15 protein-coding genes are annotated in these 13,478 nt (G+C 71.4%); 9 read left to right on the forward strand and 6 right to left on the reverse strand.

Features of this window, described 5'->3' with window-relative positions; translation table 11 throughout:
• Positions 1-513: LuxR C-terminal-related transcriptional regulator (locus AB0J52_RS10160; protein ID WP_500181241.1), on the forward strand; the 513-nt coding region annotated here is incomplete at its 5' end.
• A 78-nt stretch (positions 514-591) separates the two neighbouring features.
• Positions 592-1,770 (forward strand): serine hydrolase domain-containing protein, encoded by a 1,179-nt coding sequence (locus AB0J52_RS10165; protein WP_500181242.1) that lies wholly within the window; start codon positions 592-594, stop codon positions 1,768-1,770.
• On the opposite strand, the gene AB0J52_RS10170 is transcribed toward AB0J52_RS10165, so the two are convergent.
• The gene (locus AB0J52_RS10170; protein ID WP_500181243.1) at positions 1,767-2,639 is read right to left on the reverse strand and encodes a LysR family transcriptional regulator; all 873 of its coding nucleotides are present in this window, start codon (positions 2,637-2,639) and stop codon (positions 1,767-1,769) included. The two genes, AB0J52_RS10165 and AB0J52_RS10170, sit on opposite strands and share 4 nt — an antisense overlap.
• An 80-nt stretch (positions 2,640-2,719) precedes the next feature.
• Between AB0J52_RS10170 and AB0J52_RS10175 the strand changes: the two genes are divergently transcribed.
• Positions 2,720-3,931 carry an MFS transporter gene (locus tag AB0J52_RS10175; RefSeq protein WP_500181244.1) on the forward strand — a complete coding sequence of 404 codons (1,212 nt, stop codon included), beginning with the start codon at positions 2,720-2,722 and terminating at the stop codon, positions 3,929-3,931.
• A 133-nt stretch (positions 3,932-4,064) separates the two neighbouring features.
• Here AB0J52_RS10175 and AB0J52_RS10180 read toward each other — a convergent pair whose 3' ends face one another.
• On the reverse strand, positions 4,065-4,757 hold the full coding sequence (locus AB0J52_RS10180; protein ID WP_500181245.1) for a hypothetical protein: 693 nt from the start codon (positions 4,755-4,757) through the stop codon (positions 4,065-4,067).
• 103 nt (positions 4,758-4,860) lie between these two features.
• Between AB0J52_RS10180 and AB0J52_RS10185 the strand changes: the two genes are divergently transcribed.
• The gene (locus tag AB0J52_RS10185) at positions 4,861-5,247 is read left to right on the forward strand and encodes a nitroreductase family deazaflavin-dependent oxidoreductase (RefSeq protein ID WP_500181246.1); all 387 of its coding nucleotides are present in this window, start codon (positions 4,861-4,863) and stop codon (positions 5,245-5,247) included.
• Here AB0J52_RS10185 and AB0J52_RS10190 read toward each other — a convergent pair.
• From AB0J52_RS10190 to AB0J52_RS10205, 4 genes are all read right to left on the reverse strand, one after another.
• Positions 5,244-5,909 (reverse strand): TetR/AcrR family transcriptional regulator, encoded by a 666-nt coding sequence (locus AB0J52_RS10190; protein ID WP_500181247.1) that lies wholly within the window; start codon positions 5,907-5,909, stop codon positions 5,244-5,246. The two genes, AB0J52_RS10185 and AB0J52_RS10190, sit on opposite strands and share 4 nt — an antisense overlap.
• Before the next feature lie 232 nt (positions 5,910-6,141).
• Positions 6,142-6,750, reverse strand: coding sequence for a TetR/AcrR family transcriptional regulator (locus AB0J52_RS10195; RefSeq protein ID WP_500181248.1), 609 nt, complete (start codon positions 6,748-6,750; stop codon positions 6,142-6,144).
• 12 nt (positions 6,751-6,762) lie between these two features.
• The gene (locus AB0J52_RS10200; RefSeq protein ID WP_500181249.1) at positions 6,763-7,578 is read right to left on the reverse strand and encodes an aggregation-promoting factor C-terminal-like domain-containing protein; all 816 of its coding nucleotides are present in this window, start codon (positions 7,576-7,578) and stop codon (positions 6,763-6,765) included.
• A 140-nt stretch (positions 7,579-7,718) separates the two neighbouring features.
• Positions 7,719-8,267 carry a MarR family winged helix-turn-helix transcriptional regulator gene (locus AB0J52_RS10205; protein WP_500181250.1) on the reverse strand — a complete coding sequence of 183 codons (549 nt, stop codon included), beginning with the start codon at positions 8,265-8,267 and terminating at the stop codon, positions 7,719-7,721.
• 251 nt (positions 8,268-8,518) lie between these two features.
• On the opposite strand from AB0J52_RS10205, the gene AB0J52_RS10210 reads away from it, so the two are divergent.
• Genes AB0J52_RS10210 through AB0J52_RS10230 form a run of 5 tightly spaced genes read left to right on the forward strand, consistent with a single transcriptional unit; the run spans position 8,519 to position 13,431 of the window.
• Positions 8,519-9,322, forward strand: a complete 804-nt coding sequence (locus AB0J52_RS10210) for an MlaE family ABC transporter permease (RefSeq protein ID WP_500181251.1) — start codon at positions 8,519-8,521, stop codon at positions 9,320-9,322.
• A gap of 20 nt (positions 9,323-9,342) precedes the next feature.
• Positions 9,343-10,197, forward strand: coding sequence for an ABC transporter permease (locus AB0J52_RS10215; protein WP_500181252.1), 855 nt, complete (start codon positions 9,343-9,345; stop codon positions 10,195-10,197).
• On the forward strand, positions 10,194-11,285 hold the full coding sequence (locus tag AB0J52_RS10220; RefSeq protein ID WP_500181253.1) for an MlaD family protein: 1,092 nt from the start codon (positions 10,194-10,196) through the stop codon (positions 11,283-11,285). The genes AB0J52_RS10215 and AB0J52_RS10220 overlap by 4 nt, the downstream gene beginning before the upstream one ends.
• Positions 11,282-12,364: an MCE family protein gene (locus AB0J52_RS10225; RefSeq protein ID WP_500181254.1), complete on the forward strand. Its 1,083-nt coding sequence runs from the start codon at positions 11,282-11,284 to the stop codon at positions 12,362-12,364. The genes AB0J52_RS10220 and AB0J52_RS10225 overlap by 4 nt, the downstream gene beginning before the upstream one ends.
• A gap of 2 nt (positions 12,365-12,366) precedes the next feature.
• Positions 12,367-13,431, forward strand: coding sequence for an MCE family protein (locus tag AB0J52_RS10230; protein WP_500181255.1), 1,065 nt, complete (start codon positions 12,367-12,369; stop codon positions 13,429-13,431).
• Positions 13,432-13,478 lie beyond the last annotated feature (47 nt).

Here is a 13,478-nt window from a genome sequence, read left to right on the forward strand (position 1 = left end):
GACGTCGTCCTCATGGACGTCCGCATGCCCGGCACGGACGGCATCGAGGCCACCGAACGCCTCCGCGCCGCCGACCACACCCCGCGCGTCCTCATCCTCACCACCTTCGAGCTGGACGAGTACGTCTACGACGCGCTCGCCGCCGGGGCCAGCGGCTTCCTCCTCAAGGACGTCACCGCCGAACGGCTCTTCGAGGCCGTCCGCGTCGTCGCCGCCGGGGACGCCCTCCTCGCCCCCGGCGTCACCCGCCGCCTGATCGAGGAGTTCGCGCGCTCGCGCCGCCGCCCGAGGAGCACGGCGTCCGCGCTCACCGCGCTGACGCCGCGCGAGACCGAGGTGCTGCGGGCGATGGCCGAGGGGTTCTCCAACCCGGAGATCGCCGCGTACCTGGTGGTGAGCGAGGAGACGGTGAAGACGCACGTCAGCCGCATCCTCGGCAAGCTCGGCCTGCGCGACCGCACCCAGGCGGTCATCGCCGCCTACGAATCCGGGCTCGTCGTCCCCGGCGCGTGAGGGTGTAGCGGGCACCACCACCGAAGCGGGGGCACGGCCGGTCGTGCCGTTCCGGCGCGGAACCTAGCGTCGAGGGAGTTGATCAAGAACGCTCTCACCTGGAGGCCCGACGTGCGCATGCCCGCACTCCTCGCCCTCGCCGCCGCCGCCGTCGCGGCGTCCGCCGTCCCGGCCTCGGCCGCCGCCCCCTCCGCGTTGCGGCGGGACGCCGACGCCATCCGCGACCTCGGCGTCACCGGCGTCCAGGCCCGCGTCACCGGACCGGACGGCCGCTCGCACGTCGTGACCAGCGGCGTCGCGGACATCCGGACGAAACGGCCCGTCCCGACCAGCGGACGGTTCCGCATCGCGAGCGTCACCAAGACGTTCACCGCGACGACCGTCCTGCAACTCGTCGGCGAGGGACGCCTCTCCCTGGACGACACCGTCGAGCGCGTCCTGCCCGGCGTCGTGCGGGGCGACGGCAACGACGGCCGGAAGATCACCGTCCGGAACCTGCTCCAGCACACCAGCGGCCTGCACGACGACATGCCCGGGATCGACTCGCCGGAGTCCTACGCCCTGCACCGCCTCGACACCCACACGGCCGAGGAGTTCGTCGCCCGCGCCATGCGGCACGCCCCGGACTTCCGGCCCGGCACGAGCTGGCGCTACTGCAACACCGGCTACCTGCTCCTCGGGATGATCATCCAGAAGGTCACCGGCAACCCCTGGAACGTGGAGGTGCGCGACCGCATCCTGCGTCCGCTCGCCATGGACGACACCACCTTCCCGGGGGAGTCGCCGCGCATCCGGGGCCCGCACGCCCGCGGCTACCAGCTCTTCGAGACCGGCGGGCTCACCGACGTCACCGAGAACCGCGACAGCGCGTGGGCCGGAGCCGCGGGCGGCCTGATCAGCACCACCGCCGACCTCGACCGCTTCCTCCGCGCCCTCGACGCGGGCAGGCTCCTGCGCCCGGCCGAGCAGAGGGAGATGCGCCGGAGCGTCCCGGTCCAGGGCCCCCTCGCCGAGGTCTGGCCGGGCGCCGAGGACGGCCTCGGCCTCTTCACCCGACCGCTGACCTGCGGCGGAACCTACTCCTTCCACAGCGGCGACATCCTCGGCTACAAGACCCGGAACGCCGTCACCGCGGGCGGCCGTCGCAGCGTCGTCATCTCCATGTCCACGATGCTGGAGGACACGATGGAGCACGCCGTCCAGCAGGAGAACGCCGCCTCCGCCCTCATCGACCACGCCCTCTGCGGAACCCGCTAGACCTCGACGTCGAGGAACTCCAGGAACGCGGCGGCGGGCGGGCTCGGCCGGTGGCGCGACCAGATCAGGCGCTCCACCCGGCCCGGCGCGTCCCGGACGCACAGGCTCCGCACGCCCCGCAGCCGCCGCGCGTAGTTCGCCGGGAGCATCCCGACCGCGAGGCCCTGCCGGATGATCTCCGCGATGAACTCGGGCGACGTCACCTCGAACGCGACGTCCCGCTGCACGTCCGCCGCCGCGAACGCCTGGTCGGACTGCGACCGGCCGATCGTCCCCGCCGCGAAGTCCACGAACGTCTCGTTCGCCAGCGACGCCAGGTCGGTCTCGGCCTCGTCCGCGAGCCGGTGCTCGGGCCCGACGACCGCGACCAGGTTCCCGTGCTCCAGCTCCCGGTCGCTCACGCCCTTCGGGATCGTCCCGGGCAGCAGGCCGAGGAACCCGATGTCGAGCGAACCGTCCCTGACCTGCTCGATCAGCTCCTCGCTGATGCCCGCGCGCAGCGTGATCCGCACGTGCGGATACCGCTCCCGGTACCGCTTCAGCAGGGACGGCAGGTCCACGGCCGCCACCGTCGTGATCGCGCCGATCGCCAGCCGTCCCCGGATCTCCCCGGACGCCGCCGCGACCTCCGCGCGCGCCCGCTCCGCCGCGTCCAGCGCCTGCCGCGCCGCGGGCAGGAACGCCTCCCCGGCGGGCGTCAGCCGCACCCGCCGGCTCGTCCGCTCGAACAGCCGCGCGCCGAGCTCCCGCTCCAGCCGCGCGACCTGGTGCGACAGCGCCGACTGGACGACCCGGCAGCGCTCCGCCGCCCGGGTGAACCCGCCCTCCTCGGCCACCGCGACGACGTAGCGCATCTGCTGAAGGTCCATCGGATCAATCTACAATCGCGATTGATCCGATGAAAAGAATGCGTTGGACTCATCAATGGGTCAGGCCGCATCCTCGTGCCATGGCGATCATGACTCAGCGGCCCGCGGCACAGCGGGCGGCGGCCGAGGGCTCCGGCCTCAGCCGCGGACTCCTGCTCCTCATGGCGGTCGCGACCGGACTGACGGTGGCGTCCAACTACCTCCCCCAGCCCCTCCTCCACCTCATCGGCGGCTCCCTCGGCCTCAGCACCGGCATGGCCGGGCTGATCGTCACCGCCGCGCAGGTCGGCTACGGCATCGGCCTGTTCCTCCTCGTCCCGCTCGGCGACCTCTTCGAGCGCCGCCGCCTCGCGGTCTCCCTCTACCTCCTCACCGCCGGGTTCCTGCTCGTCTCCGCCGTCGCCCCCAACGGCGCGGTGCTGCTCGTCGGCACGGCCCTCACGGCACTGGCCTCGGTCGCCGCGCAGGTCGTCGTCCCGTTCGCCGCGTCCCTGGCCGCCCCGGCCGAGCGCGGACGCGTCGTCGGCACCGTGATGATGGGCCTGCTCCTCGGCGTCCTGCTCGCCCGCACCATCTCCGGCGCGCTCGCCGAACTCGGCGGCTGGCGCACCGTCTACTGGGTCCAGGCCGGACTGATGCTCCTCATGGCCGTCCTGCTCCGCCGCAACCTGCCGACCCTGCACACCCCGGCCGGCCTCTCCTACCCGAAGCTGCTCGGCTCCGTCGCGACCCTCATGCGCGAACTGCCGGTCCTGCGCTGGCGGATGGCCATCGGCGCGCTCTCCTTCGCCGCCTTCTCCGCCCTCTGGACGTCCCTGACCTTCCTGCTCTCCGGCGGCTCCTACGGCTGGAGCGAAGGCGCGATCGGCCTGATGGGCCTGTTCGGGGCCCTCGGCTCCGTCGTCGCCAACATCGCCGGACGCCTCGCCGACCGGGGCCGCGTCCAGGCCGTCACCGGCATCGGCGCCGTCGTCTACCTCGTCTCCTGGCTGCCCCTCGCGCTCGGCGGACACAGCCTCGCCTGGCTCATCGTCGGCATCGTCGCCCTGGACATGGCCCAGCAGGCCCTGCTCATCAGCAACCAGAACGTCGTCTACGCGCTGCGCCCCGAGGCCCGCAACCGCATCAACTCCGCCTTCATGACCGGCAACTTCGTCGGCGGCGCGGCGGGCTCCGCCCTCGCCTCCCTCGCCTGGACGCACGGCGGCTGGTCCTCCGTCGCCATCCTCGGCGTGGCCCTCTCCACCGCCATGCTCGCCGCCTGGCTCCTCGAGCGCCTCACCACCCGGTGAACCCCCGATGAGGCCAAGGCCCCACCCACCCCGATGTAGCAACCCCCACTCCGAAAATCGCGGCGCTGCAATCCGGACCCCACCGGACCGCAGCGCCGCTCGGCATATGTCCGCCACCAGCGCCGACCCGGCCTCAGCTGGGCCAGTCCGCGTCAATGACGATGTCGGTTCCCTTCCAGGATGAGCGGATCCTGACGTACGTCCTGCCGAGCCGTTCCTCCATCGGGTCGGCTTCCAGGAAGCGCCCCCAGCGGTGCACGGCCTCGCGGGCGACACTCCCGGCCTCGTCGACGCCGGCCCGGGAGTCCGGCCCGGTCTCCGAGATCTCTCCCACCAGACGCCACCGGCCTTCTTCAGTCCGGTCGGGGACGTGCCAGGAGAGCACCGGGAGATCGTTCTCGGCCAGCTCGCCGAGCGTCGCCACGAGGCGGGCCTGGGCGTGCCGGGTCTCCTCGGCCCCGTCCCCCGTCAACGGCGGGGGAGTCCAGGCCGCGGGTCGGCGTCCGAACCCGCTCCGCCACCGGGGCGCGGCCCCGAAGAGGGCGAGGCCGATCCCGTCCCGCCCGGACGACGCGGAGAACTCCACCACCCGAGGTGTCCGCTCCGAGCTCAGTGAAAGCCCCAGGTGCCCGGCCCAGGGCATGAGGTGCGCCCGGACCCTCCCCGCCCGTGGAGCGAGGATGAGCCCGGTCAGCTCGACTTGGTGCGTGGACGCCCCGTCCCCGATCGTCCAGTGCAGCGGCGGCAGGTCGTCCTGCAGGAACCCGGCGAGCAGCCGGACCGCCCGCGCCTGATGGACGAGCGCCTCACGAAACTCACGATCCACGCCCCCACCCAACACCCAACGTCCGAGCGAAACCGCTCGGGGCGAAACCGCTCGGGACCGCGTCGGCCCTGACCGTACGCCGCTCGCGGGGCAGGATGGAGGGATGAAGGACGCGCTGCTGCCTCGGTCGCTCGCCCGGTTCAACCGGATCGTCACCAACCCGCTCCAAGGGCTCTGGGCTCCGTACCTGCCGCCCTACGCGGTGATCGTGCATCGCGGACGGACGTCCGGGCGTGAATACCGGACGCCCGTGCTCGCCTTCCGCCACGGCGGCGCGCTCGTGGTCGGGCTTCCCTACGGGGCGGGCAGCGACTGGGTGCGCAACGTGCTCGCGGCGGGGGAGGCCGGGGTCGAGCGGCTCGGACGGCTGCGGCGGCTGGAGAACCCCCGCGTGCTCACCGCCGACACCCCATCGGCCGAGCTGCCCGGTGTGGCGCGTCGGCTCGTCCGGCACATGGACGTGCTCGTCGCCGACATCCGGCGCGGTTAGGACGCGGCGGAGCCGAAGGTGGTGGGGCCGAACATGGGACGGATGCCCGCCACGATCTGCCGGATCATCGGGCGCTGCTCGGCAGGGGTCCGGCCGCGCAGGTTCAGCACCGGGTCGATGCCGTCGTAGTACGGGGCCAGCGCCAGGAACGGCAGCGTCATCAGCAGGACGGACGCCAGCACGTCCACGTCGGCGTCCGGGTGGATGTCGCCGCGTTCCTTCCACAGCTTCAGCGCCGGGTCGATGACCTGGAGGTAGTGCTGGTTCGCGGTCTCGCGGATCACCGACCGGACGCCGTTGTCGAGCTCGAAGTTGGTCGCCGCCGTGACGCCGCGCTCCAGCGGGTGGTCGGCGTAGTACTCCGACCACTCGCAGAGGGTGTCGAACAGCCAGCCGTCGAAGGGCTGGTCGAAGTCGAGCCGCGCGATGCGGCGCTCCATCTCCTCGCGGATGCGCCGGGACGTCTCGTCGCACACGAAGCCGAAGAACTCCAGCTTGTCGCGGAAGTACTGGAACAGCGAGCCCTTGGCGATGCCCGCCTCGCGGGCGATGGTGTTCAGACTGCCGGTCGAGTAGCCGTGTTCGCCGAACTCGCGCATCGCCGCTTCGAGCACCCGCTCGCGTTTGGCGACGTTCAGGCGGAACCATGTGGATGTCGGCATCGGCCGTCGGCTCTCCGAAATGATCACTGGGGGTGTCAGACCTCGATGACGCGACGGTCAGCGTAACCTCCGCGCCATCATCCCGACACCCGATCCCCGATCTTCGGCATCGCCTTGCCACAGGGGCTTCCGGCCGGATTCACCGGTCCGCGCGCCGCCCGTTCGCGGCGGTTCGCGCATCGTCGCAGGTAGGGGCGTTCCGGGCTCAGCCGACCAGGCTCAGCGGCGGGCCTCAGCCGGCCAGGCGGAGCAGGATGCGCAGGACCTCGTCGATGATCTCGGCGGCGGCGGCCGCCGAGTCCGCCAGCGCGATCTCGCGGCCCGCCTCGCCGATCACCGTGGTCAGCACCATGCTCAGTACGGACGTCGCGCTGTCGCCGCCGTCCTCGCGGTGCAGCAGCAGCCGCGTGTTGCGCTCGATCCACCGCTGCGCCCGGCCGCGCCGCATCAGCGAGAACCCGGACGGCCCCTCCCCGGCGTGGAACAGCCGCGCAGCCTCGCGCCGCTCCCAGCACGTCTCCAGATAGCCGCGCGCGCCCGCGACGAACAGCGCGATCGGGTCGTCCTCACCGGACGCGCGGGCCGCCGCCACCGCCTCGGCGGCGCGGGTTTCCTGCTCGCCGCTCAGTTCCTCCCAGAGCGCCAGGTACAGCCCGGCCTTGCCGCCGTAGTGGTGGTAGAGGCTCCCGACGCTGATCCCGGACCGCTCGACGATCTCGGCGATGCCCGCGTCCGCGTAGCCGCGGTCGGCGAACACCTCCTGCGCGGCGTCCAGCAGCGCGCGCCGGGTCGCGTCCGCGCGCGCCCACTGCCGGGACGCCGGCGCCCCACCGTTCTGCATCGTCCGATGCTCTCAGTACCAGTGGTGCGCCGACCACCACGACCAGGCGCCGCAGGGGTCGTGATACCGAGCCTTGATGTAGGCCAGACCCCAGGCGATCTGCGTGGGGGAGCTGTTCTTCCAGTCCGGGCCGGCGTCGGCGAGCTTGTCCGCGGGCAGCGCCTGCGGGATGCCGTACGCGCCGCTGGACGGGTTGGTCGCGTGCTCGTCCCAGCTCGACTCGTGCTCCCAGAGCGTCTCCAGCGAGTCCCAGCAGCGGCCCCAGCCCTTCATGGCGCTCATCTTCTTGCCCCACGCCTTGTTCTGCTTGGCGCTCGGGTTGGACTTGGCGAGCCGCTCGCGCTCCTGCTGCAGCTTGAGCTGCTCGCGCGCCTTCGCGTCCCGCTTGGCCTTCTCCCGGAGCTGCCGCAACTGGCGCTGCTGCTGCTCGTAGGCGTTCTTCTTCGCCTGCGCGATGACGCCCGCCGCGACGGGGTCCATGCTGGACGAGGACAGCTTGGCGAGCATGTCGTTGGTCGAGAACATGCCGCCGTCGGCGGCCTTGGGCGGCTCGCCGGGACCCATCCACTTCGGGATCACCCACACCATCGCGACGAGCATCGCGGCGATGCCGACGACGGTGATGGTCGCGTTGTGGGTGAGGACCCGCCAGGTCTTGCGCACCTTGCCGGGCGGGCGCTCCCAGGGGTTCGGGGCGTCCAGGTATTCCGCCGGATACTCGTCCGAGCGCTCCGGTGAGCGCTTGGCGGAGCGTCCGGACGAGCGTCGTCCGCGGCGTCGCGGAGGACGTGACGGGGACGGCGGGGGACTCGTTCGGGACCGTGCCATGCCCCATACCTTGCCTCAAGGTCAGAGTGGGATGTCCGCCAAACCCCTGGTACGGCGCCCTGTGTCGGCTCCCTCACACCGCGCCGGGGCCGCCCTGGCGGACGGGCCGCACCGCAGGGAACGCCCTCCGCGCCGGGCGTTCATACCTCCAGGTCGCCCGCCGCCAGACGCGCCGGCTGGAGCGATTCGAACAGCGGGCGGTACAGCCCGGCGAGCTGGCCGAGCGGGCCGTCCGGCGACTCCAGCGCGAGGTTCACCCGGCCCGCGAGGTCGCGCCCGGACGGGGTGACGAGGACGAGCGTGGCGCGCCGGTCCCGCGGATGGCGGGAGCGGGAGACCAGGCCGTCCGCCTCCAGCTGGTCCACGGTCAGCTTCACCGAGGTCGGGTGCAGCATCAGGAACCGGCCGAGCGTGCTGAGCCGGGCGCGGCCGGTGGACGTCAGGGCGAGCGTGGTGAGCAGGAAGAACCCGGTGCGGCTCAGCCCGGACTTCTCCAGCTCGTCGTCCAGGGCCTTGCGGATCAGCTGGTAGAGGCGGCCGACCGAGCAGATGGCCATGAACGGCCACGGCTGCCCGGGCAGGCCCTGGCCGTCCCAGCGGTCGTGGATGCCGGTCACGAGCGGGTCGGCCGGCGGTCCGTCCGGCGGTCCCTCCGGACCAGGGGCGGAGCCGTCGAGGTGTTGGTGCACCCGCAGATCCTAACCTCGGACGCCGCATGAAGTAAGTACTCGCTTCTTAGACCTTTCTCCCATAGAGTGCTCCAGATCACAGGCGTTGCCGGTGTGTCCGTGTGATGCTGCTGCCACCTGTGTGCTCGACCGGACCGATCAGTGCTCCACGACCAGTGCTCCACCCACAGTGCTCCGTCGGACGGACCCCCGCCGTCCGAGACACCCCAGGAGGCACGAATGCTGCGTCGCCCCGGCCCCCCGGGGGCGAGATGGCCCTGAGCCTCACCGGCGTGCCGGACCTCGCCCGCCGGCGCGCCGCCCGCGCGCTGGACGAGACCGGCCTGCTGTGCGTCACGTTCCTGGAGGGCCTGCGCCGCACCTGGGACGTGCGGCAGTGGTGGGGCGAGTTCATCGAGCAGTGCTGGTTCCTCGCCCGGGTCACCTCCGTCCCGGTCATGCTCATCGCGATCCCGCTCGGCGCGACGATCTCGCTGCAGGTCGGGGACATCGCGCGGCAGCTCGGGGCCGCGTCGGCGACCGGGGCGCTGCTGATCGCCGCGATGGTCCAGCAGGTCGCGCCGCTCGCCGCGGCGCTGCTGGTGTCCGGCGTCGGCGGCTCGGCCATCACCTCCGACATGGGCGCCCGCAACATCCGCGACGAACTCGCGGCCATGGAGGTCATGGGCATCAACCCGATCCACCGCCTGGTCACCCCCAGGCTGTGGGCGGCCAGCACGGTGTCGGTCCTGCTCGCCTCGGTGGTGATCCTCGCCGGGACGCTGGGCGGCTACTACTTCAACGTCATCCAGCAGGGCGTCAGTCCCGGCGCGTTCTTCGACGGCGCGACGACCCTGCTGCAGTTCCCGGACCTGATGATCACGCTGTTCAAGGCGTGGGTGTTCGGCTTCATCGCCGCCGCGGTCGCCTGCTACATGGGCATGAACTGTGACTACGGGCCGGTGGGCGTCGGACGGGCGGTGAACCGGGCGGTCGTGGTCACCTCGATCGTGGTGTTCGCCTCCAACTACATCCTGACCACGATCTACCAGGTCCTCTTCCCCCCGAGGTTCTGATGTTCCCCCCGAGGTACTGAATGGTCGCCCTCTCCCCGGTCCGGCGGATCGGCCGCGCGGTGCGCGGCCGGACCGCGGGCATGGCCGCCTCGTTCAACCTGCCGGTCTTCCTCGGCCGGGTGCTGTACGGGCTGCTGTTCGACATCATCCTCAGACGCAAGTACGGCCGGACGCTCGCCAAGCAGGTCAGCGACATCACCGTCGGCGTCGGCGCGCTGGTGATCGGCGGCGGCATGATCTTCGTGATCGCGACGATGTCGCTCGCCACCGGCGCGATCGTCGGCCAGCAGGGCTATCCCGGGCTGGAGCGCATCGGCGCGGAGGCGTTCACCGGCCTGGTCGCGTCCTACTCCAACGTCCGCGAGGTGACCCCGATCATCGCCGGGGTCGCCCTCGTCGCGCAGGTCGGGACGAGCTTCACCGCCGAGATCGGCGCGATGCGGATCTCCGAGGAGATCGACGCGCTGGAGGTCATGGGCATCAACTCGCTGGTCTACCTCGTGTGCACGCGGGTGGCGGCCGGCGTGATCGCCCTGGTGCCGCTCTACCTGGTCTCGCTGTTCATGGCCTTCTGGGCGACCCGGTTCATCTCGGTGTCGGTCTACGGCCTGTCACCCGGCATCTACGACTACTACTTCCACCTCTACCTGCCGCCGATCGACGTGCTGTACAGCGTGATCAAGGTGGCGATCTTCGCGTTCATCGTGATGTTCGTCCATTGCTACCGCGGCTACCACGCGGCCGGCGGGCCGGTCGGCGTGGGCGTCGCGGCCGGACGCGCGATCCGGGAGTCCACGATCCTCATGATCCTGATGAACCTGCTGCTCAGCTACATCTTCTGGGGACACGGCGGCACGGTGAGGCTGACCGGATGAGCGACGAGACCCTCTCCCGCCGGACCCGGACGCTGTTCGGCGCGGCGGGCGCCGGGGCGATCGCCGCCGCGGTCGCCGGGCTGGTGCTCGGCGCGACCCCGTCCAACCCCGGCTCGACCTACTACACCGCCGAGTTCCACCGCGCCGGCCAGGGCCTGGACCCGGGCAAGTCGGACGTGAAGATCCGCGGCATCACCGTCGGGACCGTCCAGAAGGTGAGGCTCGGGCGGGACGGCCGGGTGTCGGTCCGGATGCGCGTCGACAAGGGCGTGCGGCTCGCGCGGACGACCACCGCGCGGATCGAGCCGGTGTCGGTGTTCGGCCCGAAGGACCTGGTCCTCGACCTCGGCGCGCAGGAGACCACCGGCCCGTACCTGCGCAACAACGCCGACCTCGGCCAGGGCAAGGACCCGGTCGAGCTGTCCGACACCGCGTGGCCCGCCTACAACCTCACCAAGGCCATCAACCCGGACGAGCTGGCCACCATCCTGCACAGCCTGTCGGCCGGGCTGGACGGCCAGGGGCCCGCCCTCCGTCGCGCCCTGTCCAACGGCGCGAAGGTCATCGACGCGACCGACCAGGACCGCGACCAGCTCCGGACCATCATGGCCAACGTCGCCGGGCTCGCCCCGACGCTCGCCGCGCGCGGCGGGACGATCGACCGGATCGTCGGCGACGTCAACCGGATCTCGCCCGTCGTCTACGGCCGTCCCGACAAGATCAACCAGATTCTCGACGGCACCAGCGAGCTCACCGGACGCGTCGGGGACTCGCTGCGCGACCACGGCCGCAACATCGGCGGCTTCATCGACGGCGCGGGCGACGCCGCGCACGTCGTGCACGGCCAGCAGAAGAACATCCCGGTGCTGCTGGACGACCTGAACGGCTTCTTCACCCTGCTGGTGAAGGTCATCAAGGTGCCCGGCCCGAACGGCACGATGATCGCCAACGTGGTCGGCCCGCTGCCGCTCGACCCCTGCAAGGTGTTCGTGGACGTCTGCCCCAAGCCGCCGACCACCACGGTCTTCGACCAGAAGGCGAACGTGGAGCAGCCGGCCGACGGGCTGAAGCGGGTGATGCGCCCGTGAGCCCCCGGACCGCCCGCCGGCGCGGCCCCGGTCGCGGGCCCGACTACGCCACCACCGCCAAGTTCCTGGCGTTCGTCCTGGTCACCGGGCTGCTGACGTTCTTCATCGGGCAGCAGATCCTCGGCACCAGCTTCAACGACCGGTACCGGCTGACCGCCGAGTTCGACGACGTCACCGGGCTGCTCACCGGCGACCAGGTGAAGATCGCCGGGACGCCGGTCGGCCAGGTGCGGAGCATCAAGGTCAGGCGCGGCCGGGCCGTCGTCGGGATGGCCGTGGACAAGGACGCCCGGATCCCCGACGACTCGACCGCCGCGATCCGCTGGCGCAACGTCCTCGGCCAGCGCGTCGTCTACCTCGAACCCGGGCAGAGCCGGACGATGCTGCACGGCGGCGCGCGGGTCCCGCACACCCGGTCGGCCGTGGACCTCGGCGAGATCGTCAACTCGATCCAGCCGCTGGTCAACAACCTCGACCCGAACCAGCTCAACCGGATCCTGTTCGCGCTGTCGCAGGCCCTGGACGGCAACGAGACCGCGATCAACACGATGATCACCAACCTGGACGGCCTGCTCCGCACGTTCGGCACGCGCAAGCAGACCATCCAGCAGATGATCAAGGACTACTCGGCCGTGACCGACGCGGTCGCCGTCCGGGACCGGCAGATCTCGCAGAGCGTCGACAACCTGCGCGACCTGGTCAAGGTGTTCGCCGCCAACCGCAAGGTGCTGGAGGACGCCGTCGTCCAGGTGTCCGGGGTGACCACCAACCTCAACGCGGTGCTCGGCGGCAACGACGCCCAGCTCGCCCGGATCATCGACAACCTCGGCCGGTTCAGCGGCACGTTCCGGATCAACGTGGACCAGCTGGAGAAGATGGTGCGGACGCTGCCCGTCCCGCTCCGGCAGCTGTTCGCCACCAGCAACGGCGGCCACTTCCTGCGCACCGACGTGATGTGCCTGAACCTCGTCGAGGGCCCCTGCCCGTTCCCGATGCGGCTGCCGAACGAACCGGGCAACCCCGGGCCGTCCCGGCAGGACCTCGCCAAACTCAAGTCGATCCTCAACGGGGGGCGGTGACGATGCCGCTGTTCCCCTCGCTGCGGGACGTCAACCAGAAGCTCGTCGCCGTGGGCACCCTCGCCGTCATCGGCGCGGGTTGCGTGTTCGCGTTCGCGGTCGGCCAACTGCACCTGTTCGACCAGGGGTACACGATGAGCGGCGTCTTCTCCGACACCGCCGGCGTCAAGAAGGGGCAGGACGTCCGGGTCGCGGGCGTCAAGGCGGGCCGGATCACCGGCGTCCGCCCCGACTTCCGCACCGGCACGGTCATCGTGAGCTGGCACGTCAACAAGGGCATCGACCTCGGCCCCGACACCCACGCGGCGATCGAGACGACCACCCTGCTCGGCGGCCGCTACCTGAAGCTCACCGGCCCGGTCGCGCGGCCCTACATGGCGAGCCTGCCCGAGTCGCGGCGGCGGATCCCGCTCGACCGCACCAAGGTCCCCTTCACCGTCCCGGACGCGCTGCAGAGCGCCAACGACATCATCGGGCGGCTGGACGAGAAGTCCATCGACAAGCTGCTGACCGAGGTCGCGAAGATCAAGTCGCCGAGCGCGGCGAAGCTGAACGAGATGCTCCGCAACATCCAGTCGCTGTCGCGGGCGCTGAACGACTCCTACCCCGAGGTCGAGAAGCTGGTCGAGGGGTCCAAGACGATCACCGCGACGCTCGCCGCCAAGGAGGACCGGCTCCGGGAGATCATCGACAACAGCCGGGTCCTGCTGCGCGTCCTGGTGGACCGCCGCGACCAGCTCGCCGCCACGGTCGGGCAGGGCAGCCGGACGGTCCGGACGCTGTCGAACACCATCTCCCGCAACCAGCGGCAGCTCGACACCCTGCTGGACAACCTGCACCTGCTGACGACCAGGCTCGCGCCGAACATGGACGTCCTCAACACCGACCTGTCGCTGCTCGGCCCGACCTTCGAGGGCGTGGCGAACGTGCGCGGGAACGGCAAGTGGATCGAGGGCGTGCTGACCGGCCTCGGCCCGCTCCAGCCCAACGGCCCGATCTCCACCCGCATCAACCCGCCCGGCGGGAAGACCGCCGACCAGACCGGCGCGCAAGGGGGAGGCAACTGATGACCCGCCGCACCGGCCCGGTCGGCGGTCTTCCCGCCGGGCGGGTT

Source organism: Spirillospora sp. NPDC049652, assembly GCF_040675125.1.
Classification (GTDB): domain Bacteria; phylum Actinomycetota; class Actinomycetes; order Streptosporangiales; family Streptosporangiaceae; genus Spirillospora.

What these genes read in the sequence shown, in the direction of transcription:
- AB0J52_RS10170 (WP_500181243.1), bottom strand. Translation starts at nt 2,639, where the DNA reads ATGGACCTTCAGCAGATGCGCTACGTCGTCGCGGTGGCCGAGGAGGGC.
- AB0J52_RS10175 (WP_500181244.1), top strand. Translation starts at nt 2,720, where the DNA reads ATGGCGATCATGACTCAGCGGCCCGCGGCACAGCGGGCGGCGGCCGAG.
- AB0J52_RS10185 (WP_500181246.1), top strand. Translation starts at nt 4,861, where the DNA reads ATGAAGGACGCGCTGCTGCCTCGGTCGCTCGCCCGGTTCAACCGGATC.
- AB0J52_RS10190 (WP_500181247.1), bottom strand. Translation starts at nt 5,909, where the DNA reads ATGCCGACATCCACATGGTTCCGCCTGAACGTCGCCAAACGCGAGCGG.
- AB0J52_RS10195 (WP_500181248.1), bottom strand. Translation starts at nt 6,750, where the DNA reads ATGCAGAACGGTGGGGCGCCGGCGTCCCGGCAGTGGGCGCGCGCGGAC.
- AB0J52_RS10200 (WP_500181249.1), bottom strand. Translation starts at nt 7,578, where the DNA reads ATGGCACGGTCCCGAACGAGTCCCCCGCCGTCCCCGTCACGTCCTCCG.
- AB0J52_RS10210 (WP_500181251.1), top strand. Translation starts at nt 8,519, where the DNA reads ATGGCCCTGAGCCTCACCGGCGTGCCGGACCTCGCCCGCCGGCGCGCC.
- AB0J52_RS10215 (WP_500181252.1), top strand. Translation starts at nt 9,343, where the DNA reads ATGGTCGCCCTCTCCCCGGTCCGGCGGATCGGCCGCGCGGTGCGCGGC.
- AB0J52_RS10220 (WP_500181253.1), top strand. Translation starts at nt 10,194, where the DNA reads ATGAGCGACGAGACCCTCTCCCGCCGGACCCGGACGCTGTTCGGCGCG.
- AB0J52_RS10230 (WP_500181255.1), top strand. Translation starts at nt 12,367, where the DNA reads ATGCCGCTGTTCCCCTCGCTGCGGGACGTCAACCAGAAGCTCGTCGCC.